The 26153-nt window shown below is 53.1% G+C and carries 20 protein-coding genes, 1 tRNA gene and 1 pseudogene; 9 read left to right on the top strand and 13 right to left on the bottom strand.

Annotation, left to right across the window (positions count from 1 at the left end; translation table 11 throughout):
• The 5 genes and pseudogenes from R6U67_RS00435 to R6U67_RS00415 form a co-directional block, all read right to left on the bottom strand.
• Positions 1-532 (bottom strand): annotated as a pseudogene (locus tag R6U67_RS00435) (hypothetical protein); the annotation flags it as partial.
• 83 nt (positions 533-615) lie between these two features.
• Positions 616-2556, bottom strand: a complete 1941-nt coding sequence (locus R6U67_RS00430; protein WP_410250710.1) for a tetratricopeptide repeat protein — start codon at positions 2554-2556, stop codon at positions 616-618.
• A 268-nt stretch (positions 2557-2824) separates the two neighbouring features.
• Positions 2825-3235: a DUF1828 domain-containing protein gene (locus R6U67_RS00425; protein WP_410250709.1), complete on the bottom strand. Its 411-nt coding sequence runs from the start codon at positions 3233-3235 to the stop codon at positions 2825-2827.
• 142 nt (positions 3236-3377) lie between these two features.
• Entirely contained in the window at positions 3378-4391 is a 1014-nt protein-coding gene (gene obgE, locus R6U67_RS00420) for a GTPase ObgE (RefSeq protein WP_410250708.1), read from the bottom strand.
• A gap of 59 nt (positions 4392-4450) precedes the next feature.
• A complete protein-coding gene (locus tag R6U67_RS00415) occupies positions 4451-5155 on the bottom strand; it encodes a Mo-dependent nitrogenase C-terminal domain-containing protein (RefSeq protein ID WP_410250707.1) in 705 nt (234 codons plus the stop codon).
• Between the two features lie 42 nt (positions 5156-5197).
• Between R6U67_RS00415 and R6U67_RS00410 the strand changes: the two genes are divergently transcribed.
• Positions 5198-5581 (top strand): EamA family transporter, encoded by a 384-nt coding sequence (locus R6U67_RS00410; protein WP_410250706.1) that lies wholly within the window; start codon positions 5198-5200, stop codon positions 5579-5581.
• A 12-nt stretch (positions 5582-5593) separates the two neighbouring features.
• Here the strand turns inward: R6U67_RS00410 and R6U67_RS00405 are convergent, their stop codons facing one another.
• Positions 5594-5824: a hypothetical protein gene (locus tag R6U67_RS00405; RefSeq protein ID WP_410250704.1), complete on the bottom strand. Its 231-nt coding sequence runs from the start codon at positions 5822-5824 to the stop codon at positions 5594-5596.
• 105 nt (positions 5825-5929) lie between these two features.
• Here R6U67_RS00405 and R6U67_RS00400 point away from each other — a divergent pair, with 105 nt between their 5' ends.
• Positions 5930-7939, top strand: a complete 2010-nt coding sequence (locus R6U67_RS00400) for an NAD(P)/FAD-dependent oxidoreductase (RefSeq protein WP_410250703.1) — start codon at positions 5930-5932, stop codon at positions 7937-7939.
• 149 nt (positions 7940-8088) lie between these two features.
• Here R6U67_RS00400 and R6U67_RS00395 read toward each other — a convergent pair whose 3' ends face one another.
• Positions 8089-8538 (bottom strand): YlqD family protein, encoded by a 450-nt coding sequence (locus tag R6U67_RS00395; RefSeq protein ID WP_170188900.1) that lies wholly within the window; start codon positions 8536-8538, stop codon positions 8089-8091.
• 47 nt (positions 8539-8585) lie between these two features.
• Positions 8586-10559 carry an AMP-binding protein gene (locus R6U67_RS00390; RefSeq protein ID WP_410250702.1) on the bottom strand — a complete coding sequence of 658 codons (1974 nt, stop codon included), beginning with the start codon at positions 10557-10559 and terminating at the stop codon, positions 8586-8588.
• A 554-nt stretch (positions 10560-11113) separates the two neighbouring features.
• Between R6U67_RS00390 and R6U67_RS00385 the strand changes: the two genes are divergently transcribed.
• Together R6U67_RS00385 and R6U67_RS00380 are read left to right on the top strand one after the other, a co-directional pair.
• Positions 11114-11524: a hypothetical protein gene (locus R6U67_RS00385; protein ID WP_410250701.1), complete on the top strand. Its 411-nt coding sequence runs from the start codon at positions 11114-11116 to the stop codon at positions 11522-11524.
• Positions 11525-11531: 7 nt separating this feature from the next.
• Positions 11532-13484: an NACHT domain-containing protein gene (locus tag R6U67_RS00380; RefSeq protein WP_410250700.1), complete on the top strand. Its 1953-nt coding sequence runs from the start codon at positions 11532-11534 to the stop codon at positions 13482-13484.
• A 263-nt stretch (positions 13485-13747) separates the two neighbouring features.
• On the opposite strand, the gene R6U67_RS00375 is transcribed toward R6U67_RS00380, so the two are convergent.
• Both R6U67_RS00375 and R6U67_RS00370 read right to left on the bottom strand, forming a co-directional pair.
• Positions 13748-14668, bottom strand: coding sequence for a TIGR04168 family protein (locus R6U67_RS00375; RefSeq protein ID WP_410250699.1), 921 nt, complete (start codon positions 14666-14668; stop codon positions 13748-13750).
• 140 nt (positions 14669-14808) lie between these two features.
• On the bottom strand, positions 14809-20469 hold the full coding sequence (locus R6U67_RS00370) for a translocation/assembly module TamB domain-containing protein (RefSeq protein ID WP_410250698.1): 5661 nt from the start codon (positions 20467-20469) through the stop codon (positions 14809-14811).
• Between the two features lie 182 nt (positions 20470-20651).
• On the opposite strand from R6U67_RS00370, the gene R6U67_RS00365 reads away from it, so the two are divergent.
• Positions 20652-21074, top strand: a complete 423-nt coding sequence (locus R6U67_RS00365) for a DUF3110 domain-containing protein (RefSeq protein ID WP_410250697.1) — start codon at positions 20652-20654, stop codon at positions 21072-21074.
• Positions 21071-21988 (top strand): N-acetylmuramic acid 6-phosphate etherase, encoded by a 918-nt coding sequence (gene murQ / locus R6U67_RS00360; protein WP_410250696.1) that lies wholly within the window; start codon positions 21071-21073, stop codon positions 21986-21988. The genes R6U67_RS00365 and murQ overlap by 4 nt, the downstream gene beginning before the upstream one ends.
• 61 nt (positions 21989-22049) lie before the next feature.
• On the opposite strand, the gene R6U67_RS00355 is transcribed toward murQ, so the two are convergent.
• Both R6U67_RS00355 and R6U67_RS00350 read right to left on the bottom strand, forming a co-directional pair.
• Complete coding sequence (locus R6U67_RS00355) at positions 22050-23051, bottom strand: succinate dehydrogenase/fumarate reductase iron-sulfur subunit (protein WP_410250695.1); 1002 nt, start codon at positions 23049-23051, stop codon at positions 22050-22052.
• Positions 23052-23106: 55 nt separating this feature from the next.
• The gene (locus R6U67_RS00350; protein ID WP_410250694.1) at positions 23107-23823 is read right to left on the bottom strand and encodes an NlpC/P60 family protein; all 717 of its coding nucleotides are present in this window, start codon (positions 23821-23823) and stop codon (positions 23107-23109) included.
• A 14-nt stretch (positions 23824-23837) separates the two neighbouring features.
• Between R6U67_RS00350 and R6U67_RS00345 the strand changes: the two genes are divergently transcribed.
• Positions 23838-24782 (top strand): serine hydrolase, encoded by a 945-nt coding sequence (locus R6U67_RS00345; RefSeq protein ID WP_410250693.1) that lies wholly within the window; start codon positions 23838-23840, stop codon positions 24780-24782.
• A gap of 67 nt (positions 24783-24849) precedes the next feature.
• Positions 24850-24938, top strand: a tRNA-Ser gene (locus R6U67_RS00340).
• A gap of 250 nt (positions 24939-25188) precedes the next feature.
• Here the strand turns inward: R6U67_RS00340 and R6U67_RS00335 are convergent.
• Entirely contained in the window at positions 25189-25710 is a 522-nt protein-coding gene (locus R6U67_RS00335) for a DUF3172 domain-containing protein (protein WP_087710899.1), read from the bottom strand.
• 300 nt (positions 25711-26010) lie between these two features.
• Between R6U67_RS00335 and R6U67_RS00330 the strand changes: the two genes are divergently transcribed.
• Positions 26011-26153: helix-turn-helix domain-containing protein (locus R6U67_RS00330; RefSeq protein WP_410250683.1), on the top strand; the 143-nt coding region annotated here is incomplete at its 3' end.

The following is a 26153-nucleotide window of genomic DNA, read 5'->3' as shown; positions in this document are numbered from 1 at the left end:
GCGTTAGGGTCTTGAGGTTGGGCGGTAGGGGCGGCTCAATCGGGTCGTCATCACTATAGGTCATCAGGGCCATATGAACCCGCAACCCGGCCAGATACAGCAAGCGCAGATCACCCGCCAACAGGTCATCGCGCAGGGGCAAGAGTTTGGGCAGCCAGCCTTCCCCCTCGATCCAATTCATCATCCCCTCTTCTTCGTGAATTTCGATATTCAGAATCAGGTGGTCGGCGGTGGTAGAGACGGTGATGGCATCCTCGATCGCATAAGGTTTAAACCATTCCGGGTCTACCAGGGCTTTAGGCAAACGAAACATGACCTGCCAGGTTCCCCAGTTGGCAATGTAGAACATCGCATCAAAATACTTAGCCAATAGGGCCTCGGGGCCACCGCGAAAGTCACCATAGTTGTAAACAAAGGTGGCCCTGTGGGGAGTAACCTGCGCTCGACTGGAGAGGTCTTGTAGGGTTTTTTGCTCTTGGGGCGTTAGGGGGCGATCGAGGGACTGAAATTCGTAGTACTGGTATTCACTCATAGGTCTGGTTCGTAAAAGCGGATTAAGCCAGGACAAAAAACGGGGGAGAAGACAGCATCACTCGCCCCTAACCAGACTTGCTTCTAGGGTTGTGCAAGTCTCTTTTTCCAATGGGGTAGCCTGGGATGGTCTGAACCGATGCCGTCCCACATTTGCAACCAACCCCGAGCTTTATCGAGTTTGTCTTGTTCGACCAATAGAGATATATAGATATCAGCAAAGGCATTAAATTCAGACGTATGGAAGCGATCGCGCGACAGGACCGGAGTGAGCAGGGCCTCTGCTGCATCAAGATCACCCTCATCGAGATAGCGCCTGGCTTTCGCGCAACGGGCAAACAAATAGTCAGGGAACCGCTCGAACGACTCATCCATCAGGGTATCCGCCTCAGCTTGGCGGCCTTGCAAGATATAGGCCATCGCCAAGTTGTTGTAGATATCTGGCGCGTTTGTTTCTAGTTTTAAGGCCTGCTTGAGCAACCTTTCGGCTTCGATCGCCGCGGCTTCATCACCCTGACGAAGGTTGCGAACGGCTTGATTGAGAAGTTTTTTCACCGGTTTTGGGTGATCGATGGCAGGTTCAGGGGACACTTCATAGCTTGCCACCATAACATCACGCCACTCGCCCTGAATCCAGAGGGTGACGCGATCTTTCGGTATCAGACCGGCTTGAGTGGCGATGGAGGCGGCCCGATTGCGCATCGAATCGCTGCCATTTTGACCCAGGGCAAAGTCTTTGATAATCGCCAGGATTTCCGGGGTCTGAAGCTGTTCAGCCATGATCAGACCAAATTCTTGCCCTCGGGGGCCTCCCCGCTCCATAATGCGAGGTAGCTTAGTTGAAAATTCGGAATGACGCTGAAAAAGTTGCCCCATCAAGACTTTAGTGTTATCACCTTCGGGGTTGTCTTTAAACCCTTCAAGGGTGTCATAAAGATCCCTAGCGGTCGTGGGTAAGAGCCACTGTTCCCAACTAAACGGCCAAGCACCATGGCGCTCCCCCACGGGACGGCGAATGTCACTGAGATTGTCCTTGACGGTCATGTTGGGTTCGTGCTTCAAGGCTTTTTTCCACTGCTTTAGGGCGCGGGTTTCATCACCCGTGCGAGCGAGAGCCACAGCCGTTAGATGGAAAAAGAGCGCCCCAACTGGAGAAGTCTCAACATCATGGGCTTCAGCCTGGTCCAAAATCTCGACGATGCCCGCGTCGTCGGCTAAGTAGCTCAGCCCCTCGATCCGTTTCGTCCAGGGATCCCAGGCCTCTGCCTGGGTAGTTTTGAGGCGATCGCCATAGACTTGGGCCGTTTCGGTATCTCCAGAGACGACGAGAAAGTGCACTAAGTTCGAGAGGGCATGGATATTCTCAGGGTGAGAGTCTAGCACGGCTTCACTGGTTGCGATCGCATCCTCGACTTGCCCCTCTGCCCAGCTCACCAACGCCAAATTATTGTGGGCCGATATAAACTCTGGATGACGCCGAATCACCTCTAGCTCAGCTTCACGGGCAGCGGCGTAGTCACCCTGCCCTAAACAGGCCTGCCCCCGTTCATGGAGGATGGCAACCTCGATATCGTCTAAGCCCATCTCCTCTAACAACCCCGGGAGCTTGGGGGTTAAATTGCTCAGCACTTCCTGGGCTTGGGGGGCATATTCGTGATCTGGGGCGATCGCTAAGGCCCGCTGCATCATCTGCGACGCGAGCAGCGGATGCACCTTGCTCATGTAGATAGTCCCCAAGGCATAGAGCGCATCGGCATCATTGGGAGAGAACTCCAGAATTTTCTCAGAGGCCCTCTGGTAGCTTTGCAAATCCCTCAACTCATCGCTTACATCCGCCAGATATTCCCACACCCGCTTATCCTGGGGATACTGCTCGACCAAGAGTTGGAGAACCTCATAAGCCCCCTGCCAATCTTCTTTAACAGCATAGGCTTGCACCCGGTGCAGCTCGACACCCAGGCTTTTTTTACCGAAGCCACGGGACTTTTTAATGGTGGCAGCTTTTTTCTTTTTACGCTTTGCCATGTTGAAGTGCCTCCCGAGTACAACTGGTTCCGACAGGATTTAGCTTATCGCACCCTTGTATATTGAGAAACATAGTAGACCGCCGCACCCTGCAAGAGTTACGGATAGAACGCCTCTTCCCCGTTAGGAGTGACGGCCTTGAGCCAGGGAACCCGCCCATAGGGGCAATGAGTGGGCGCTTTGTCTACCAAGCGATGACTGCTCTGATGCTGCAACGCCTTACCTCTTAATTTTTTCTTTATAGATACTCTCTAGAATCCAATCGTTACTAACTTTCATTATGAAGATAATCTGACTGACAACTTTGACTTAAACATCGTAAATTAGAAACAGAGATTGCCGCTTGAACCAGACGATTCACCGCATCTCCTAAATCTTCCTGTACTCGCACGATTAGCATTCCCTGATAGACCTCAATGCCATAGGTCAATTGAATATCTTGTAAAAAGAAGTCTTGTTGGTTTGAGAGGCTTTGGCTTAGAGTTTGCATATCCAGCCAGCGCAAGGTTTCACCTAAATCCGTTAAGACTTGGCTCTGTTCCTTTAAAAATAGATCAATGACTTCCCCATCAGGGTAAAGGTAAGGGGTACGAATGCGTATAAAACGATTTACCGGGGAGCAGGTGTACCGTTCTCCCAGGGTCTCGGCTATGACTTGGTAGGAGTTGACAGGGGTCATAAGAATAGCCCTAGTTGGTTGGTGGGGGGTGAGGACCTATCCCCAAGATTTGTCATACCGTTTTTCGATAGCACGAATGCTTGAAAATTGGTATCAGGATCTAAGATTAATGTCTCAAATTCTGTTTGACTTAGCACTGAACTTACACAAACTCCGGTTCCCGTTGGTCTAGGAGTTCCCAAACGGCGTTTAGGAGTTCATCTAACCCTTGCTGGGCCACGGCGGAAATCTGTAATACTGGATAGTCGGAATCGGGCTGTAAGGCTTGGCTGAGGTCCTGAATTTCTTCGGGAGTGCGATCGCACGCATCCAATTTACTCAAGGCGATAATCTGGGGACGCTCGGGTAACCCCCGGTCATAGGCCACTAACTCCTCGCGAATCACCCGATAATCCTCCAAGGGATTCTCCGCCGTCACATCCACCAGATGCAACAATACCCGCGTCCGTTCAATATGACGCAAAAACTCATGGCCTAAGCCTAATCCCTCATGAGCCCCCGCAATCAAACCGGGAATATCGGCAAAGACGGTCCCATCTCCCGTGGGTTTGCGGACAACCCCCAAATTGGGAACCAGAGTCGTAAAGGGATAATCGGCAATTTTGGGACGGGCCGCCGACAGGACAGAAATTAGGGTCGATTTCCCGGCGTTGGGAAGACCAATAATCCCCACTTCCGCCAGCAATTTTAACTCTAAGCGTAATTGACGAATGCGCCCCGGTCGTCCTTCCTGGGCCATTTCAGGGGCGCGGTTGCGGTTGCTGAGATAATGGCGGTTTCCATGACCCCCCTTTCCTCCCTCGGCGACACAGACTTTTTGGCCCGCTTCGACTAAATCGCCGACAATTTCCCCGGTTTCCAGGTCATAGGCGACGGTTCCACAGGGGACTTCTAGGGTGCGATCGCCCCCCGAAGCCCCAGTACAGTTATTATTGCCCCCCCGTTTACCATCCTCAGCCCGAAAGCGATGGGCGTAGCGGAAATCCAACAGGGTTTGCAGATTATCCGTGGCCAACAAATACACCGACCCCCCATGGCCCCCATCGCCGCCAGCGGGTCCCCCAGCCGGGACATACTTCTCACGACGGAACGCCACCAGGCCATCGCCACCGGTTCCGCCTTCAACTTCAATTTCAACGCGATCAATGAACTGCATAATTAACCTTGGGGAGTGGGGAGTAAGAGTCTGAAAACAGGATTGGCGGCTATCTCCGCTTAAAGATAGGGGCTGACATCTTCACCGCATTTATCCGCCAGATAGGACAAAGCGCGAAATCTTAACCCCACCAACTGCTCATACAGGGGATTTAACTCACACATGGCGGGAATATGGACAATTTTCTTGCCAAACAGCTTAATATCCCGTTCAAAGGGACAATTGGAGGGAATCATCCGACAGAGAAACCGGGCTACCTTCGGATCATGGACTTCCACATGGTCTAGCCATTGTCGCACAGGAGCGAGAACATCGCCCTTGTGGTCGCCGTCGTCAGATTTATACTCCTCCATCTCAGGGGAGGGGAGCGTGACGCGATCCTCTCCCTCTTCCAAGTCTTCGAGGGTGTGACGTAGGTTTTTCAGGGCTTCGGGACAGTTCCCTAACGCCTGGCAGAACTCTTGTAGCAGTTTATCTTCGCCAACGGTGTAAATTCCATCGGCGATCGCCACCATCACCGCCGTTCTCAGGAAGTTCTCCGCCACATGAGGATCATCCCCCAGGGCCGCGGCCAGTTCCTCCGGGGAGATGCCATCCTCCCGGCTATCCTGTTGAGCCAGTTCAGGGTTATTGTGAGTAATCTCGGCGATCGCCTCCTGTTCTCGCGTATCAAAATCACCATCAGCCCAGGCGATGGCCAGAAGCCCCCGTAACCAGGCTTGGCTTTGCTGTTGATTTTGCGGCGATGCAGTTGTCTGAGTCATAAGTATCGCTTAGGTTAAGGTCTCTGCTAGTGTTTTGTGCGAATGAAGGGGGATCTTGTGACGCTACAAGAGTTTGTGCTATTTCTGGTCTCGATTTTAACCAATTCTCTGGGGCAATTCTTGCTCAAAGCCGGAGCCATCAAACTAGGGGCCACCGCTCCCCATGGGGCGATCGCCTTCCTGCTCGGAGTTCTCTCAACCCCAGAACTACTGCTAGGATTGATGGGTTACGCCGCCGGGGCCATGGTCTATATCTTGCTGCTGACCCGAGTCAACCTGAGCGTGGCCGGTCCCGCCACGGCCCTGGCCTACGTCATCGCCGTTCTCATCGGCCATTTTGGCTTTGGCGAAGCCATCCCTCCCCTGCGCCTCCTTGGGTTAGGCTTAATCATCACAGGTGTAATTCTCGTGATCAGCCGCCCCTAAGCCCATCATCCCCTAAAGAACATCCCAGGCCTGACGCACAATCCCACTCAGCCAATGCCGTTGCTCAGCATCGAGAAATTGGTCTTCCTCCAGGACTTCCGAGAGCAAGTCCTCCAAACTGCGACCCTGGCGACGGGTCATCCGAACCACGCCGGCGATCGCCGCCGCAACGACCTCAGGGCTGACCGGTTGTCGCCCTAACTCCATCGTATCCTGTACAGTCTCTGGGATAGAATAATCCATACTTAAGCACATACAACCCAAATAACAGTTTTTAGACAGTGATGTGGGTGACTCTCCCTGTGGTGACTGCAACCCAAGTGACTTCTACTCAAGAGTAAAATCCTGATGAAACAACTTCTTTACTGGGAAATTCCCACACCGGATACCGCTGCTGTCCGTCATTGGCTGCACCAGGACTGGCAACCCATGACCTTCGCCAATCGAGCCGAGGCGATCGCCACCCCCGACGGACTCCGCATCCCCCTCGGAGATGGTGAACTCTCAGTATTCATTTGGTCGCTACAGCGAACTACCTATCTTAAAGTCTTCCGTTGGGCAGAGCGTCCCCTAGCCGGCGAACGTCAACTGGTCAATCAGTTAAAACACGACGCGATGCGTCAGTTTCCCCCTCACTATCCCCAACTGCCCGAAATTGACCTCTCGCAGCAGTCGATATTTGAGGCACTTCTACCACATTATCCAGAAACAGTCAAGCATTTTCAAACCATTCCCAACGGCGAATACGACCTCAATCGCGTCTATTGGTGGGAAAAACGCTGGCGCGAGGGCGTTCTCAACCCCAAAACCCCCAAAAAAGTCGTCTCCTTCAACGCCCCCGCCGCCAACTCCGGCGACCCCGACTATGACCTAATTTATCTCGGCGGCGCCCTCGGGGTCATTCACGCCGCCGTCATGGCTCGGCGAGGCTATCGCGTGCTGCTCATTGAACGGTTGCCCTTCGGACGCATGAACCGAGAATGGAACATCTCCCGCGATGAATTCCAAAGCCTAATCAACCTCGGACTCTTCAGCCCCGAAGAATTTGAACAAGTCATCGCCTGCGAATACATCGACGGCTTTAACAAATTTTTCGATGCCAACAACCCCCCCGGAACCCAAGCCAACGTTCTGCATACCCCCAAAGTCCTCAACATCTCCGTCGATGCCGAACAACTGCTGAGAATCTGCGGCGACAAACTCCGCGCCGCCGGGGGCGTCATTTGGGATGAAACCGAATTTGTCAGCGCCGACATTGATGCCGCCGTCGCCAGCATCGAAGCTCGCCATCTCCCCAGCAGTGAAAGCAAACAGGCTTGCGGACGCTTACTCGTCGACGCCATGGGGAGCGCCTCCCCCATCGCCTGGCAACTCAACGGCGGTCGCACCTTCAACAGCGTCTGTCCCACCGTCGGCGCCGCCATTTCCGGAGGCTTTGACCCCCAAGTCTGGGACCATCAATTTGGCGATGTCCTCAACTCCCACGGCGACATTTCCCGAGGCCGACAACTGATTTGGGAACTCTTCCCCGGCCGCAATGGAGAAGTCACCATTTATCTGTTCCACTACCACCAAATTCATCCCGAGAACCCCGGTTCCCTCTTAGAGATGTACGAGGATTTCTTCCAAATTCTGCCCGAATATCGCCGCTGTGACGTCGACAAACTGCAATGGCGTAAAGCCACCTTCGGCTATATTCCCGGACATTTTAGCCAAGGTAGCCGCGATCGCAAAGTCGCCTGGGACCGTCTCGTCGCCATCGGTGATGCCGCCTCCTTGCAGTCTCCCCTCATCTTCACCGGCTTCGGCTCCCTCGTCCGCAACATGGAACGGCTGACGCAACTCCTCGATACCGCCCTAACCCATGATCTCCTCGATGGGACCAATCTCGATCGCATCCGGGCCTATCAAAGCAACGTCGCCGTCACCTGGCTCTTCTCCAAAGGGATGATGGTTCCCACCGGCAAAAGCATCGCCCCGCCCAAAATCAACGCCATGCTCAATATCTTCTTTGGCCTCCTAGCCGACGAACCCCGAGAAGTGGCCGAAACCTTCATCAAAGACCGCACCAGTTGGGGTCTATTCAACCGCCTAGCCCTCAAAGCCGCCTGGCAACATCCCGAAATCCTACTCTGGATTTGGCAACTCGCCGGCCCCTGGGACCTGCTGCGTTGGACCGGGAGTTACCTCAACTTCACCAAAGAAGCCCTAGTTGGCTGGAGTCTCAGTTGGATTCCCCGCTTCAGCCGTTGGGCGCAACCCTGGGCCGAAAAACGCTATCCCTCCCTATGGCTGTGGTTACAAGCCATGAGCTATTCCCTCACCGAAGGCTTGGGACGGCGCTTTTCTCCCCAATAACCTCTCCAAACCCCCAAAACTCCCATTAAAAAAGGGCAACCTGGGTTGCCCTTCAGCCGTGGTCTTAGCCGTGGTCTTAGCCGTGGTCTTAAAAGACCTCTCTAGGCTAACGGGTGGGTTCCTCGACCCGTGCTTGTCAAATACGCTTACTACAATTCACCCCGAATGTCAATGATTTCTCCATCCTTAATCACCACTTCAACTTTCAGTTTTTGAACCAAATTGTCGCCTTTACCCACATAGAATAAATTTTCAATTTGACCCTGACTCACCTCTTGCTCCATCTCAACCGTTTGCACTTGCTGCAACTGTTGCAAGATCTGATTTTTCTGTTCCAAGAACTGAGCCTTGCGCTGATTGACCTGCATCTGCAAATTATCAATCTGCTGTTGCGCTTGGGGGCCAAGAGGTTGAGTGCTTTTGGCTTTCAGTTCCGAGACCGCTTGCTGAGCCTGCATTTCCAACTGCTGGAGTTGGCTATCGAGCCGATCCATTTGCAATTGTAATTGTTGTTGCGCCTCTTCCTTCCATTTAGGGGTGACGATCGCCACAATGGTGATATTGCGCTTGAGCAGTAGTTTCGAGTTATCGAGTTCCATGAATCTCTCTTGATAGGTCATTGATGTCTGGGAATTGGCCGCAGACCCTAGCCAAACATCTCGTTAATGGTATCGCGGTAGCGCTCCTGTACAACCGGCCGTTTAATTTTTAAGGTCTGAGTCATCATGCCATTGTCCGTCGAGAACGGCTCTTGCACTAGGGAAAACGGGCCAATGCGATCATCGGCCCGATAACCCGGACGATGTTTCACCTCCCGATTGAGTTCCTCCCGGAACAATTGCTGAACCGGCTCCTGATTGAGATCCAACGGCGGAACCGCCTCGCTGTTCACCGTCAATCCTTGAGCCGTTCCCCATTGAGCCAGAGACTCCCAATTGGGTACAATCAACGCCCCTAGTTGCCGCTGATCCTGTCCGACCAACATAATTTGGTCAATATAAGCACTACGAACACAAGCATCCTCAATCGGTTGAGGTTCAATGTTCTCACCATTGGTCAACACAATCGTATCCTTAGCCCGTCCCGTCAAACGTAGGTGGCCACCCGGTAGTAAACAGCCTAAATCGCCGGTATTAAACCAGCCATCGCTGTCAATGGCCATCTGAGTGGCCTCGGGGTTATTAAAATAGCCGTCCATGACCTGAGGACCGCGGCCGAGGACCAATCCCCGTTCCCCCTGCGGCAGTAAATACCCCTTTTCAGGATCGACAATGCGAATTTCCGTGTCCACCAGAGGAAGTCCCGCCGACCCCTGTAAATTAGACCAAGCACGACGCACCGTTAAAACAGGGGCGGTTTCTGTCAGGCCATAGCCCACCAAGAGCTTAATACCGATAATGGCGAAGAACTCATCAATATGTTGCGCCAAAGACCCACCACCGCTAATGAGAAACTTGATTTTTCCGCCGGTTGCGGCCTGAACTTTGCCATAGACTAATTTATGACCCAAACGATGGAGGGGAGTCAGGGCCAGGGCCTGCAAACGAGCAGTCCATCGATTGAGAGATGAGGGAGGAGTGCCATCAAGGGTTAGACTATCTCGGATATGTTGGGCCTGGAGATGACGACGACTGACGCCAATGAAGAAGTTGACCAGTTTTTGTTTATTGGCCGGTTGGTCGCGGAAGCTCTTTTGTACCCCTTCATAGATGGATTCCCAGAGACGGGGAACGCCGATCATGATTTGGGGTTGGTGTTCTTTGAGGTCGTTTTTGAAGTAGCGCAGACTGGTATAGAGTTGGGCGCAGCCTTGGGAGAGGAGATAGTATTCACAGGTACGCTCGTACACGTGCCAACTGGGGAGGATGCTGAGGGCGCGATCGCCGGCTTGGGGGACGAAGACATGACGGAAGGCATTAATCTGATGTAGGAGGTTGCCATGGGTCAACATCGCGCCTTTGGGACGACCCGTGGTTCCTGAGGTGTAGATGAGGGTGGCCAGGGTGTTGCGATCGCTCTTGGGAAGTTTAAACCGGGCCGCATCGCCTAAGGCCATAAACTGACTGAAGTTGAGCATCCGCAAGGAACTCTCCTCAGGTGGCGTTTCCTCCGAGAGTAACACCACCCAGGAGAGAGTATCAGCCAGACGTAACCCCTCATCAGTCGCCGATTGTAGTTTTTCGAAGGTGGCGAGGTTTTCCAGGACGAGACCCTGACTTTGGCTATGTTGAGCAATATAGAGGAGTTCATCGCGATCGGCTTGACTCGATCGCACCGCATTGGCGGCCCCGGCGGCGATAATCCCTTGGTCTGCAATGAACCAGCGGGGACTGTTTTCCGAAAACAGCACCACTCGCGGCGGGAAATCATCCTCAGAGGTCAAACCAAGACTCTGTAAGGCGGTGGCGAACCGCTGAATATCTTGCCAAAGGTCCCGATAGGAGAGTTTCACCGCCGGTTGGCTATGGGGGTCATCTAAGGCCGTGAGGTTTCCGAAGCGATCGCTGGCCACCGACCAAACCTCCGTCACAGAGCCGACCGAGCCGTAATCAAGAGAAGTTTTGAGATTCGCCTGTTCCTGAAGCGGAAGCGCGCTGGATCGAGAAGAGGTACGAGTCATAATCGTAGAATTTATAAGGTGAATTTTGTCGGGTTTCCCTAAACTAACTCTCTACAGTATCTCCGGAAATTTACCTAAATTTCGTTGCACTCTGTGACAGTCGCGACGCCGCATCACCACTCCTCGCTTCCCTTACCCCCCAGACACCCAGCCCAACCTAGCTCAAATGAATCCAAACTCGGGAAATGGCCACAAACATCACTTAATAACAGTCAAAAAATAAAATCTGAGACCCGACTCGACGGTTAGGATCTCGTATGAACTCGAATCTTGAAGATCCCCATGAGGGGTCTTACTCATCAAGTCCCTAGCCCAGCCCATCCATCAAATCTCCTTCCAAAAGCCTTGTTCGATCATCATTCGAGCTAAATATCTTCACAAAACATCAGTTGACAATTCAGTCGAGATAAACTAGATCTAAGACCCCAGACGATGGGCGTTCGATTGAGATCAGACATCTAAAATGTAGTGTAAGACCCCTCACCCCGATCTTGTTGTCTGTGGTCAGAATATGTTAGATAGGACTGGTCAATTAGAAATAGGAGAAGTCGTTAATGGGTCCTCTGGAATTAGGCTTAGCGGGAATTGCATCCGTGATGTTGACCAAAGCCGCTGAAAACACCGGTCAGATGGTCTCCAAAGAGATGCTAGAAATCGCCCTACCTCCCATGAAATCAGCCGCATCGAGTTTATCCACCACCCTACAAAATGGTGTCAGCCTATTAGGGGAGCGACTCCAATCACGCTTTCCCAACCATGAAAACCCCTTTGACAACCCGCAACTGGTTGCAGAGATGGTTCAAGAAGAAGTCCAAGACCCGCAACTCGCGGGAGTTGTTGAAGAAGTAGAACGACAATTCCCCCCGATGGAAATCAAAATTGACCAGCGTAAACAGCAGGGGATTGTGATTAACGATCAAGGAACGGCTAACTTCAACGAGACAATTCAACAAAACTTTAGCTAGGAGGACAATGGGGGGCGATTATCAACAACAGGGGATTAATCCCAACGATGCGGCTCAGGTTAACATTTCCCAAATGGTGCAGAATTTTGGGAACCCAACTAGCACCTCACGGGATGCGAGTGAAGCCAAATTACTCAAAGCCGTCAAAAATGAGGTCGCAGGTCGGTTTTCGCGATCGCTCCACCATCGAGTGTACCTAGAACTCGACAAAGCCGAAGATCCCAGCCAAGTGATCGCCCCCTGGTCTGTTGATGTTAAATTAGGCCATGCTCCCCATCAACAAGTTTGCCAAAATAACCAGATTATTGACACCTTCGATCGCCCCGACATTGGCGGACGCTTACTCATCCTTGGCTCTCCCGGTTCCGGGAAAACCACCGTTCTTCTGCAACTCGCTCAAACCCTCGTGGAACGGGCCGAAAAAACCGCCACAGATCCCGTTCCCGTTCTGCTTAACCTCTCGGCTTGGAATAGCAACTTCAAAGATATCCGTAGTTGGATTATCCTAGACCTAAAACTCAAATATGGAATCCGTCAAGACATCGCCCGCAAATGGCTAGATCGCGGGCGTATTCTGCCACTCCTCGATGGTCTTGATGAACTGATGTCTCAATGTCAAGAAACCTGTATTGAGTCCCTCAATCAGTTTCTTCCCGATTGGAGTGGGATGCCCTTAGTCGTCTGTTGTCGCCTCGAAGAATACCAACTCTATAACCAACATTTAGGCTTAAACGGCGCTTTGATTCTTCAACCCCTCAGCGACAGCCAAATTCAAGCCTACTTACAACAAGCCAAATGTGACTGGCTTTGGCAAGCCATTCGCCATGATAGTGACATCATGAATCCCGAACATGGCTTAGCTCGCTCCCCCTTATTTTTAACCATTTTAGTCTTAGCGAGTGACAACTTACCCCCAGAAATCTGGAAACAGTCCGTTAGCCCAACACAGCGACGAGAAGTCCTCTTTGAAGCCTATATCCAAACTCGACTACAACGGCGCTATCTCGGCGGTGCAAACTTAGCCGCAACCCGCCATGGCCAGAAACCCTATCAAGACGATGAACAAACCAAACACTGGCTTGGCTGGCTTGCTTCTCGACTGATAGAAGAGAATCAAACTGAATTTTTCATTGAAAAACTACAACCCTATTTCTTATTAAAACGCCCCTATAAGCTTGTCTATGGGTTAGTGGTGGGTCTCGTTTTGGGAATCGTCGTTGGCTTAGTATTTAGCCTCATCTATGGGGTTATTGACGGGCTATTAAGAGGACTTTTAGGAGGACTTGCTGTCGGTTTAATAGTGGGTTTAGTGGGGGGGCTGATTCGAGAAATAAAAACCGTTGAGACGATTCGATTTTCCAGGAAACTTGCCTCCAAGCAACTCTCAAGAATTATTACCAAAAGTTTATTTCTCGGTTGGGTGGTGGGTTTAATGGGAGGAATAACCGGCGGTCTCATTGGCGAACGCTTTGGTGGACTTTGGATTGGTGTCTTGGGTGGAATTGTGATTGGCCAGGTCTTTGGAACCGTCGTCGGGGTAATTGGGGGCTTAGTAGAAGCCTTGGTCGGGGGAGAAATTGACACAAAAAAAGAAGATAACCAAGGCATTTACCGCTCTTTAGTTAACTCCTTTATTTTTGGTTTTATGTTTGTTCCTGTTGGCTTCTTAATTCCCTTATCAATTCATTATTTAAACGAGCCAGTTGGACTCTGGAGACTGATTCGAGAGGGAATTGTATTAGGATTTTTATTTGGGGCGTTTGCGGGAGGATTAAATAGCGTTATTTCTCATTTTGCCCTTCGTGTAACTTTATGGCTATTCGGCTATAGCCCTTGGAATTATAGTAAGTTCTTACGGTACTGTACCGAGCGAGGTTTTTTGCAACGAGTTGGCGGCGGCTATCACTTTGTGCATGGACTCCTCCGGGAACATTTCGCCCAGCAATATGGGAAACATTAACCCGGCCCCATAAACAATCGGCTAAACTGATAAAAAGGGTCTTCAGGGTTTAGGGAAATCAAGACAATTTATATAGCAAAAGTTGGTCTAAATCGTACAGAAAATAGGCAAGAGGTAAGAGGCGAGAGGTCGGTGATTCTCTGCCAACTCAGAGTGTCCTAAGCCAATCTTCAGATCGCTATAGCAAGCATTGCCAAAAATGGTATGACACCCGATTTCCTGAAGACCCGATAAACATTGGGGTCAAAGTATTCATAGAACACTCATCCATCAAGGGACAATTGTGTGGCCATTTCAGGTTTGGGGAAATAGGACAAACGGCGATCGATCTTGCCCTCATGATCCGTCCAGACTAAATCCGCCGCCGTCACCTGGGGGCCATCGAGGGTAATCAGCGTAAAATTGCGACGTTGCTGGGTTCCTTCCCCAACCCATCGAGGAACCGAAGCCACATTGAGATAGATCGTACCCCAGTCATCCTGAGCGAAGGGTTGGCGAAGTCGCTGTTTCGTATGGCGTAGCCGGTGGTGCATATGTCCGAAAACCACTAATAGCGGCGGCTGTCCCGCCTCCTGACTGGCCTGAATGGCGTGGGTTAAGTCTGGGTCACCATGATCCTGGCCAATGGGCTTCCAATCCCGACCACAGGGGGATTCCGCCGTCTCTCCCAAGCCAAAAGGACCATTGTGGGCCAAGACAATGCGGATGGGTTCGGTGGCGGCGTTCATGGCCTGGCTGATGCGATCGCCCGACTCCTGCAAACTCCCCACACCAAACCGACTTTGATAAAACTCCTGCATATTCCAACGACTCCCCCCCCAGCTAAAGGGGCGACCCCCCACCACCGAAACTCCCAACTGGGGATAATCCCGGACCCGATAGCCAACGCGATCGCCCCCCAACATCTCGAATTGGCGTTGAACGCGGTCTTCTTGCTGGCGGTCATAGGGACATTTCTTGCGTCCCCAAGGCGTCGCCGTATACCAAGCATCATGATTTCCCAGAATAACGGCTTTGGGCAAGGACAACCGGGAAATACACTCAACAACGGTCAACGACTCATTGCCAAAATCCCCAACAAACAGGACTAAATCCAAATTCCAGTCCTGCAAAATGGCGTTATCCCGTTCATCCCACTGATCATGAACATCCCCCACCGCCGCAATTCTCAACTGTCTCTCCATCCTCATCTCTCCTGTTTCTTACTCACTGGCTGGCTAGATTACCTCTTGCATGCATGCAAGAGGCATGCCTTTTGCCTTTTGCCTTTTGCCTTTTGCCTTTTGCCTTTTGCATGCATGCCTTTTGCCTTTTGCCTTTCCCCTCAAAACCGCATCTGAAACTCTACCGCCCCACGATTATCATCATCAAAATCCGTCGATCCTCGAATCACCCAATTATCATCAATCCGATAGCGAACACTAAAGCGAGTGGAATCATCGCGATCGAGAATCGTCAGAATCGAAGCCGAGAAATCATCCGTGAGGTTCACCCCCACCTCAGCCCCCAACCCCAACACCGAGGTTCTCGGATCGACGGCTGGGAACAAGCGAAAATCACGATAGCCCAAAGCCCGGCCCACGATCGATTGTATCTGAGTTAAGACCGCCGAACTAGCGACCACCAACGAGGGGTCCTGCTGGCCGAGGGTTCCCAACGCCCCGCCGCCAATCAGCGAGAGAATTTCCGTCTGCGATCGCGCCGGCGAACTACTCAACTCCAAGGCCGTTTGGGCCGCGACCTCTCCAGTGGCGAAGCCTTCAAACAAGCGACTCGCCAATCCCTGGGCCTCGGCCTCAATTCGTACCGTTTCCACCCCGCCGCGTTCAATGGAGGGGTCAACAATCTCCGTCCCCGTTCCCAAACGGTCAAACCCCACCGGCGAGATAATCCGAGGTCGTGTCGTCTCCTGAACCGCCGCCCGCAAGCGGACATCCAAAATTGGATCGAGACCAAACTGAGGATCAAAGGTCGCCGTATTCTCACCTCGGGTCAACGTAAACGTCGTAGTAAACAAATTCACCTGTCCATCCCGTAAAAAAATTGTCCCATTCGGTTCCGGACTTTCAAACGGGCCATTGACCAACAACTTACCGTCAGCCACAAAATTCAGCACTGGAAAACTAATAATCTGGACTCCACGCCCTAACTCCAACAGTAAATTGTCATAACTAATAATCGGTGGCGTTTCCAAATCAACCGTCTGTCCTCCCGTCCCAGTCTCATCCTGGGCAATAAACACCTGTCCCCGAGTTAACAGTAACTGTCCCCCCAAATTGGGAAACAACGCCGAATTCGTGACCTCAACCGTCCCATCAATGCGACCCTGATAGAGATCTTCGAGTTCTAACTCCACCTGATCAAAGGTGACCTGCAAGGGGGTCTCCACCGCTAAGGGGGAAAACACCGGTAACTCTCCCGCCGCCCGAACCGATCCTTGACGAAACTGTCCCGTCAATTCAGACACCACTACAGTATCATCGAGAAATTCCAGCGTCCCATTCACCTGAGTCAACGGTTCCGGGAGTTGCGGTGAATTAAACTCAGCATCGCGAAACTCGGCCCGGCCGCGAGTGGCCAAGGGCAGATAATTAAAGCCCATGCCAACCTGTTCCCCGGCGATCGCCAACTCCAGGGAACCCTCCCCGCCTAACCATTCCAAAGCCCCGTCTGTGAGCGCCGTCAACACCTCTAATCCCTCATTTTGAGCATTGACGGCAATTTCAAACTCATTGCTGTCTGGGCGCACAGTAGAGCCAGGAAACAGCAGCGGTAAAGTGGCCCGTAGCCGAATCGGATCAGCATCCTCTCGTAGCATGGCCGCCGCCCCAAAATTGAGGCGACCATCGGCCAAGGCAAACCCGCCCTGGGCCTGAGTCAGCGACTGTTGGTTAATTTGGCCGTTGTTCCAGCGAATTTCGCCCCGGGCCGCCGGATTTTCCAACCGTCCTGAGAGGGTGGCCTGGGCATCAACACTGCCACCGAGTCGCACCCCGTCAGGAAACTCAATAAAGTCCGAGATGACGGACATGGGGAGTCCTGTGAGGAGAAACTGTCCCGACTGTTCCGGTGCCCCGAGAATGCCGTTGAAGGTCAGTTGCGTCTCCTGGGAGGGATCAAGAGTCGCATCGAGATTAAAGTTTTGAATATCCCAAACACCCTCAACAAAATCGCCCTGAGTGGCAATCGTATGAATTTGATAATCATCCCATTGCCAAGCCTCTCCCCCCAAGTTGAAATCAAAATCAATGCCCTGACTCAAAGATCCAGCGAGATTGATGTCCCCTGAAAACTGTCCTTGCAACAGGGCCAACTCCGGTAGGGGAGAAGCCTCCTCTCGGGCCTGTTGTTGCTGTTGTAAGAGAACCTCGATTTCGACCAATCGTTGCAATTGCCGAATCAGGCTAGCCTCAGGACTCCCGACCCCGACGGGGTTGAGAACCTCTGCGTCGGCGTAATCAACTGGTTCAAACCCCCGTTGCACATCTTCGAGGTCAAACCAGCGGAGGACTTCGAGAATTTGTTGGATATCCCCTTGATAAATTTTTAAGGCCCCGGCAAATTGGGGGTCTTCTGTAGCCGTGATGCTGCCATCAAAGCCATAGCGACTCTCGCCTTGTTGCAGTTCCACTTCGTCGAGTTGTAGAACCTGGTTGGCCCAGACAAATTCCCCTTGTAGGGCATCAGCTTGGGTGAGGCCTAAACTGGGGTCACGGACACCTAAGGCCCCCGAGACAAGGGAACCACTGGGATCAGCGGTTACGGTGGCCGTGAGATCGCCACTGAGACGGCCGCGATCGCCAACGGGTTCGAGGTTCAACATGGCCAGGGGGAAGTTTTCCAGGTCAATGTCCCAGAGTTTGTTCTCCAGCAAGCCTCTAGCGACCGTATTCCCCAGTTGTAGGGCAAAGGCTTGGGGGGACAACTCGGGAGTTAGACGCAGAGAGAGACCATCCCGAGGGCGACTGGGGTCAGTTTGGCTTTGTCCAGCCAGTTGTACCAAGACCCCTTCTTTGTCAGCGGTGATGGGACCGCCGATAATGGGGTCATAGCGGCGATCGCCCACTTGGAACCCACTCACCTGCATGGCCCCCTCTTGAATGGCGATGTTGATGGGGGTAAACTCCTGCCAACCTCCCGTGACGGCGATCGCCCCATCCAAGCGTCCCGCCACATCCAGGGCCGCCGTTTGGCCCGGGAGTTGGGGCAAACCCGGAACCAATTCCTGTAAATCGGCATTTTGCAATTGGGCCAACACCTGCCAACCGCCATCACCTAAGGTAATATCCATCAAAACCCCGCCCAGGTCTTCCGGGTTGTTCTCCTTGACAGCAACCGTTCCCAATTGGAAGCCCACCTGTAACTGTCCTGACATGGCTTGGGGACGTAGATCACTCACCGATCCCGTCAGGCGGGCAATGTCACCCACTTTCACCAACGGCGACAGGGCCACAGGAGAGTCCACGAAGGGCATGAGGGGAATTTGCAGTTGTTCAGCATCGATTAGCCAGGTTCCCTCGTTTAATTGGAAATTCCCGGTCAAACCTCCCTCGGCTAAAACCACCCCAATTTGACCTTGGGCCATCAGAGTTTCTGGAGAAGGATTCGCCAGGGGAACGCGGAACTGACCCCGACCACTCAACAGACTTGGGGTGAGATCAGCATTGGGGATAAAAGAGGTGATATCGACATTTTGGGCGATCGCCTCTCCCTGCATTTGACCCTGGGCAATTTGACTGGTAATCTCCACCTGACCACGATTCACCGTCAGTTCTCCCTGAATCTCCGCTTCCAGGGTTTGCAGATTGAGCGTATCTAAGCTGGCCACATCTCCGGCTAAGGCGGCCTGGCCAGCAAAGGTTCCCAGACGAACCTCGGGCGGAACGTCAATGAAGGGCGATAGGGGGAGTCCTTCGGTGATCAGTTGGGCTTGCCAAACGCCCTCACTCAGTCCAGCATCGAGACGCAGTGGACTCTCCGCAATGCGGGTGGTTAACGAGGTTCGACCCGTGAGATTGGCAAGATTGAACGATTCTAAATCGGCGACAGTTCCCGCAACTTGCAGACTGCCCGAGATTGCCCCCAAAGGCAAGTCCGCTAACGGCTGGGGCAAGATTTCACTCGGTGGCGTCAGGTTTTCAGCGGTGAAAACGGTTTCCCAGTTGCCATTCTGTAACGCCGCCTGAACGGGAATGGCGGAACCCAGCAGTTGCAATTGTCCCTGGGCTATGGCTTCGAGTTGGGCTAAGTCGGTGACGCCAATCTCGCCTCCTAGGGCCAGTTGACCGCTAAAGCCGCCAACGCCGTAGCTTTGACCGATATCTTGGGGAACAATGCTGGCCAGAGAGACAGCTTGGGTGGCCAATTCTAACCGCCAGGTGTCATCCTCTAACAAAACGCCCCCTTGAGCTTGGCCACCGGCAATTTCGATAATCGGCAGCCGGATTAAGGTTTCTTCCCCGGCGGTTTCCAAGGTTCCTCGGGCGTTGAAATTGCCAATGACCCCGGTAGTGGGCAGGTCATAGCGACGGGCGATCGCATCAGCCGAGGCGTTGCGGACAATAAACTCGGCTTCTACGGTTGGGGCGGTTTCCTCTGTTTCAGGCAATTCCACTCTCGCGGCGGCTTGAACGTCACCGCCTCCCTCGGCGGGGGTGGCGGTGAGTTGTTCGATGAGAAATTCTGAAGTTTCTGTTAGCAGGCCAAATCGGGCTTGAACTTCGCTAAAGGGCAGGCGATCGACAATCACCACATCGGTATTGCGAGCTTCGCCCACCAAGCGGGGATTGTCAATGGGGCCAATCACTTGTAAGACGGCTTCCAATTCCCCGGTAATGTCCACGGGAAACTCTAAGTCCAGGGTATCGCTGATGGTTTGCCAATCGGTGGGAGGAACAACAATCGGGATTTCATAACCCTGTTCGAGGTGCATCAATCCCTGGGGAATGGTCATGGGGATTGACTCTCCGTAGCTGGCGGAGATGTTCTCAAAGCCAATGAGATTGTTTTGTAGGCGAATTTGTCCGGAACCGTCGAGAATTGGCTGAGGAACGCCGCCGAGTTGTAAGTCTAGGTCTTCAAAGCGTAGGTTTCCTTGCAGGTTCAGGGGGGCCTCTTGGCCACCAGTCGCCAGTTGCATGGAGATGTTACCGAAAATTTCCCCCCCATCTAACATCAGCGGGGCCGGAATCCAGGGGGAAATCACCTCGCCTTGCAGGAATTGGGCCGAGAGATTCAGGTTCACGGCTTCGTCGGGATTGCTGAACTCTCCCTGGGCGTTGAGTCGTCCGGTTGTGTTGTGATAGCCGGTGGCGTTGAAGTTGATGCGATCGCCGTCGGGGCTAAATTCAGCTTCTCCACTGAACCGACGCAGGGTGATGGCTTCGGGAGGGATAATTTCGGGTTTTGTCTCAGATTCTGTCTCAGGTTCTGTCTCAGATTCTGTTTCGGGTTCTGGAGACTGAAACTCGGGTTTCGGCTGCGGTTCAACCGTCAGCCGTCCCCCATCAATTTCAATTCGGTCCAGTTGAATTTGAATGAATCCCGGTTCCCCAGCCGGGCGAATGTCGGTGGTGGCCCAATTCCCATCGTCGAGTTGAGGAATGGTGACGTCCACCTCTTCGAGACGAATATCGAGGGGTAGGGTTTGACTCCAGAGAAGGGAGAAGAGATTAAACCGCACATGAACCGCCTCAATCTCGGCTTCACTGGGTTGGCTGTCACTGGGGAGAACGCGGGAGTCTCCGAAGCGAACATGACCGAGAGAAACCCCTTCTAACTCACCGACTTCAATGGGGCGTTCAAGGAGTTTACCGAGTTCTTGCGATAGCAGGGGGGCGAGTTGAACCTGGACAAATCGCCAGGCCCAGAGGCTTCCCCCGGCCACGAGAGTGAGAATAAGGATGGCGATGGCCCACAGAACCCGTCGCCGGGGCTGACGAGGGGGTTGTGGTTCACTCGGTGGCGTAGTCGGAAACTCGGTCATAGGTAGGCAGCAGGGGACGGTACAGGATATCCTAGCGGGAAACTTTAGGGACTGACAGCGGGGGCGGGACAGATTGGGGGGCGATCGCTTTCAGGGTAAATTAGGGGAGAGTAGGGCCATCGGTCTCAGGGGATCTGATGGAGTCCTCGGTTTAATCGTGGAGTGAATGTGGAGGGTTTGTTATGAAGGTTTATGTGTTGCTGTTTAATGCCCGTCAGGAAAACGAGGGCATTCACACCATTCGCTTAGGAACGCCTCAAGGGGGTGAACGCAACATCGTGATGATGTTTGAGTCTCAAGATGATGCAGAACGGTATGCCATGTTGTTAGAAGCCCAAGATTTTCATGTTCCGACGGCGGAAGCCTTTGATTCGGAGGAAATTGAGGAATTTTGTAACAGTTGCCAATATGAGGCTAAGTTAATCCCCGAGGGCTTTGTGCCGGAATCCCCCGAGGAACGCATTTTTCTGTCGCCGCCGGAAACCAATTTAGAGGATACCGACTGGGAACGGGAACAGCAACAGCCCAATCAACCGCCTCGGGAAGAAGATGTACCGACGGCCCAGTTAGATGATATTCGTCGCCGCTTAGAGGGGTTGTTGTGAAGGAGTTCGGACCATTGGAGAGTCGCGGCCATTTGTTGACGGAACAGAGTAACCCCAATTCTGAGGCGTTGGATCGCTTGAGTGCTTTGGAGTTGGTGGATTTGTTTGTTCGGGAAGATGCCCGTGTTTTCGAGGCGATTACGGCGTCTCGGGAGGCGATCGCCCAAGCCATCGATCGCACGGCGGAGGCTCTGGCCCAAGGGGGGCGCTTATTGTACGTTGGGGCAGGCACGAGCGGGCGTTTAGGGGTACTTGACGCGGCAGAATGTCCGCCCACCTTCTGCACTCCTCCGGAGCTGGTACAGGGCGTTTTAGCGGGGGGTGAGGCGGCTCTGGTTCGCAGTTCTGAAGCCCTAGAGGATCGCGCTGAAGATGGGGCGTTGGCGATGAGGGAACGGGAGGTTACAGATAAGGATGTGGTGGTGGGGATTTCCGCCGGGGGAACAACGCCCTATGTGCAAGGGGCGATCGCCGAGGCCCGCCAGCAAGGGGCCACCACGGTCTTTATGGCCTGTGTTCCCGTTCGCCAAGTTCCCAGTCAGGCGGATCTCGATATTCGCCTCTTGGTGGGGCCAGAGGTGTTAGCGGGTTCGACTCGCTTGAAGGCGGGTACGGTGACGAAGTTAGTGCTGAATATCCTTTCGACCAGTGTCATGGTGAAATTGGGGAAAGTCTATGGGAATCGCATGGTGGATGTGTCGGTGACGAATCAGAAGTTACGCGATCGCGCGATTCGTACCCTTGTGGATTTAACGGAGTTATCCCGGCCCGAGGCGGAGTCGTTATTGGACCGCTGTGACCAACGGGTTAAACTGGCGTTGTTGGTGCATTGGTCGGGTTTAAGTGTGATTGAGGGACGATCGCGCTTAGAGGCGGCTGGTGGACATCTCCGGCGAGCGTTAGAGGCCGGGTAGGGGCAATTGTTCGCCCCTAGTCAGGATCAATCCCATTCCCAGTTCCGGTGTTCCCGATTCTCTAACGATTCTGGGCTTCTAACTCTCGCACCGAATCAATCAGCGATCGCACCTCCTCGGTTCCCTCCGACTTCTCAAAACTCAGGGGAAACTTGCCACAAACCAACATCCGTAACCCCAGAGGCGCTAAACTCAACAAACCGCGCAAATCCCGGAAGTAATTGCCCACCACTTGCACGCCAAACTTACGTTCATCTACCCAGCCTCCATCACGAACCAACTCCACGAGCGTTTTGCGGTGACGTACGGCCCGACTGGCGTTCCCATCGCGGCGGGAGAGAATCGCTTGTTTGACTTCACCAATGCGATCGAGGGGGGCGACCTCCATCGGGCAGACTGAATTACAGTAATAACAGCGGGTACAGCCCCAAACCCCATCGGTTCCCTGTTCATATTGAGCGATGCGGGTTTCAGTGCGATCGTCGCGGCTATCATCCACCATCCGCTGGGCTTTCGCTAGGGCGTGGGGACCAACGAAATCGGGGTTCACCTCCACGGCGTTACATTCGGAGTAACAGGCCCCGCACAGGATACAGTTGCCACTATGACTCAGTTTTTCCCGTTCCTGGGGGGATTGGGAAAACTCCCGTTCGGGAATCTGACGGGCCTGGGTACTCACATAGGGATCGACGGCATCGAGGTTATCCCAGAATTTCCGCATATCCACCACTAAATCCTTAATCACCGGCATATTGCCCATTGGGGCAATGGTCATTGGTGGGATCTCCTCATCGGATAGCCCGTGAATCTGCCGCAGCCGGGCTAATTCCGCACCGACGTTTTCTTTACAGGCGAGAGTCGACCGGCCGTTAATTCGCATCGAACAACTGCCGCAGATGGTGTTACGGCAGTTTTTACGATAGCCGAGGGTGCCATCTTGTTCCCATTTGATGCGATCGAGACAGGTGAGAATGGTCTCACTCGGGTCAACATGGAGTTGATAGGTTTCCAAGCGGGGGGCGTTGTCGCGGCTTTGACGCAGGATTTGAAAAGTAACGTGCATGGTTAAGGTCAGTTGAGGGGATGATCCTCCACTTATTGTAGGGACTTTGGGAGCCTTAGTCTGGTTGCAAATTCAACAAATCTCCGGGTTGATAACTGCGGCTAACCCGGCCGGCCCCTCGCAGAATGCGTCGATAGTTGCGACTGACTTGGCCGCCCCCTTCCCGGAGACGATCAATCGCAATGCCATTATGACCGAGTTCTCGACCGGAACTATGGATATACTGGTCATCTCCGAGATATAACCCCACATGGGTGGCTTTGAGAGGAGTGCCAAAAAAGACCAAATCTCCCGGCTGCATGACATCGGTGGCAATGGGGAGGGTGAAGGCTTCTTGCTGATAGGCATCTCGGGGAAGCCACACGCCTACGGACGCAAACGCCGCTTGCATCAGCCCCGAACAGTCATAATTGGGGCCAAGGGTTCCCCCCCAGAGGTAATAGTCGGACTCAGCCATCGCCTGATGGGTAAATTCAATGACCTGGGGGATGACATCGCGAATTTCCATTTCTGAGAAACGCACGGGCATATAGGGCGTGGTGGGTTCGAGTTGGGCTACCGCTTCGGAGGTTAGCCAACCGGGATAGTCATCTTCACACAGGCGCACCCGCACCGCCCCCTTGTCGCCCAGGGGCAGTGATACAATTCGCAGATGTCGCCCTGTTGCGGCCTGGGTTGCCAGGCGATCGCATTGGGGGGAATCATAAAGATTGAGCGGGGCTAAACTACGATATTCCCCGGATTCAGGCAACTCGATCGCTCCTGTAGGCATTAGTGAACTCCACCATGACGTTTTTCAGAAAAGACGAACAACTCGAACAAGTCGGCGATCGCATTTTAGAGGCAATTTGGCAGGCCTTTCCCCAACTCCCCAAAAACCAACTCGCCCTCACCTGGATTCCCTATGACCCTCCCATTGCGGTCAACACCGGGGGTGCCCTCAGTTCCGATGAATTTTGGAAGTATCAACCCCGAGGGGTCCACTATCGGGGGGTTGAACGGATTTATCCGGCCAGTGTCGTCAAGTTATTCTACCTGGTGGCCGTTTACGAATGGCTAGAGACCGGCATGATTGAACCCTCGCCGGAACTGGAACGGGCGATTCGCGATAGCATTGTCGACTCCAGCAACGATGCCACCAGCCTTGTGGTCGATGTCCTCACCGGCACCACCAGCGGTCCAGAATTACCCCCTGGCCCCTTTGAAACCTGGAAAATGCAACGCAACATCGTTAACCGCTATTTCCAATCTCTAGGCTGGGAAGAGTTGGCGACGATTAATGTCAATCATAAAACCTGGTGTGATGGGGCCTATGGTCGGGAACGGGCCTTTCTTGGGACGATGATGGACAACCGCAATATGCTCACAACCAATGCCACGGCCCGCTTACTCCATAGTATTGTCGGTGGGGTCGCGGTATCGTCGCAGCAGTCCCAGCACATGATGGCCTTGATGAAACGCAACCTAGACCCGGCGGCCCTGGCGGCTGATCCTGAAAACCAGGTGACGGGCTTTCTCGGCGATGGTTTACCCCGAGAGACCGGGGTCTGGTCGAAGGCAGGGTTAACCAGTCAGGTGCGCCATGATGCGGCGTATATTGAACTTACGGACGCGAATCCCTATCTGCTGGTGGTCTTTACTGAGGGACCCGATCAAAGTCGCAATGAAACCCTGTTACCCTTTATTTCTGGACAGGTGGCCCAGGCCATGCGAGAGTTATCTGGGAGCTAGGGAAAAAGTTTTCTCAAATCTCTTGCAATGACGAACAGATATGTTATGATGCTTATCTGTTACACCTGGAGAGGTGGCTGAGTGGTCGAAAGCGGCAGATTGCTAATCTGTTGTACGGTGAACTCCGTACCGAGGGTTCGAATCCCTCCCTCTCCGTTCTCGTTGGACTGATGTTTCGGTTCTCAAATTCCCCAGATAGACTCTCTCAGGCGTGCCGTTTAGGTGCGCCTTTGTTGTTGGGGGAAGGCAAGAGGCAAGAGGCATAACCCACCCCAAACCCCTCCCAAGAGGGGATGGCAAGAGGCAAGAGGCAAGCTAGCGCAATCGAGGTTAGGGTGCGTTCCGGCATCAATCAAAGTTAGACTTGGACTGCTCGGTTAAAACTTGCCGGAACGCACCCCTTTGGCTAGAAGCGGTTGGATTCCGGGGCGTTGTTACCGACTCCTGTGCCGCCTTGGGGGGCGAGGAAGTTGTTATCGTCGGCTTGGTTTTGATAGATACATTGGACTTTGGGATCGTTGTTGATATCTCCCATAAAGCCAAAGGTGTTGAGGCGGTTGCGACAATTGCGAACTTCGTTGGATGAAACGACGTTCATGCGTTCTAAGACTGACCAGTTGGTGTTGCGGATGACACAGCCGGGGTGCATACTGGGCTGGGACACATAGACGTTAAACGGGTTCATGGTGATGTAGGCGTAGCTTTCAACCACCATGGCACTGGCTCCATATTGAACGCAGAGTTCGGGGTTGGCAACGCTGCGATCGAGAAATTCACGGGAGGCGACGTTTTGGGCGTTGACGTTGGTGGTTGAACTAAAGGCGATTCCAATACCCACCCCCAGGATGAAGACACCACCGATGATGGCCAGGAGGGTGTAATTTAGGGCGGATTTGGCTTTGCTACTGGGTCTGCTGCTACGCTTCATAATGGGGAAAAAACGGGATAATGGGGAAAAAACGGGTCGTTAGACAGAGTCGCGGAGAGTCGCGGTCGGATTATCGAAATCATAGCTGACCGGCGGGAACTTAGACCCCCTTGCGATCGGTCAACTGTCTCTAGTTTAACTTCTGGGGAGTTTGAGGGGCGATAAGTCCCGCGCTGTACCAGAATGGTCAGCGTCGGGATACATGGACTCCTCAAGTCAATTGAAGGGGTCGATGCCCTGAAAATTGACAATCCCACTGATTGTCATGCTATAATATTATCGCCAATTATTTTCACGGTAATGCTGAGAGCGACCAAGTACAGAATCTACCCGACCACTGAGCAACGGCAACACCTTGCCCAGAGTTTTGGTTGCTGTAGATTCGCATGGAACTACGCTCTTAACCTTACCAATGAAACCTATAAGACGACAGGGAAGGGGTT

The sequence above is a fragment of the Sodalinema sp. genome (assembly GCF_046483825.1).
Classification (GTDB): domain Bacteria; phylum Cyanobacteriota; class Cyanobacteriia; order Cyanobacteriales; family Geitlerinemataceae; genus Sodalinema.
Note: the sequence above shows the minus strand (reverse complement) of the source record. Positions and strands in the feature narration are given on the sequence as shown.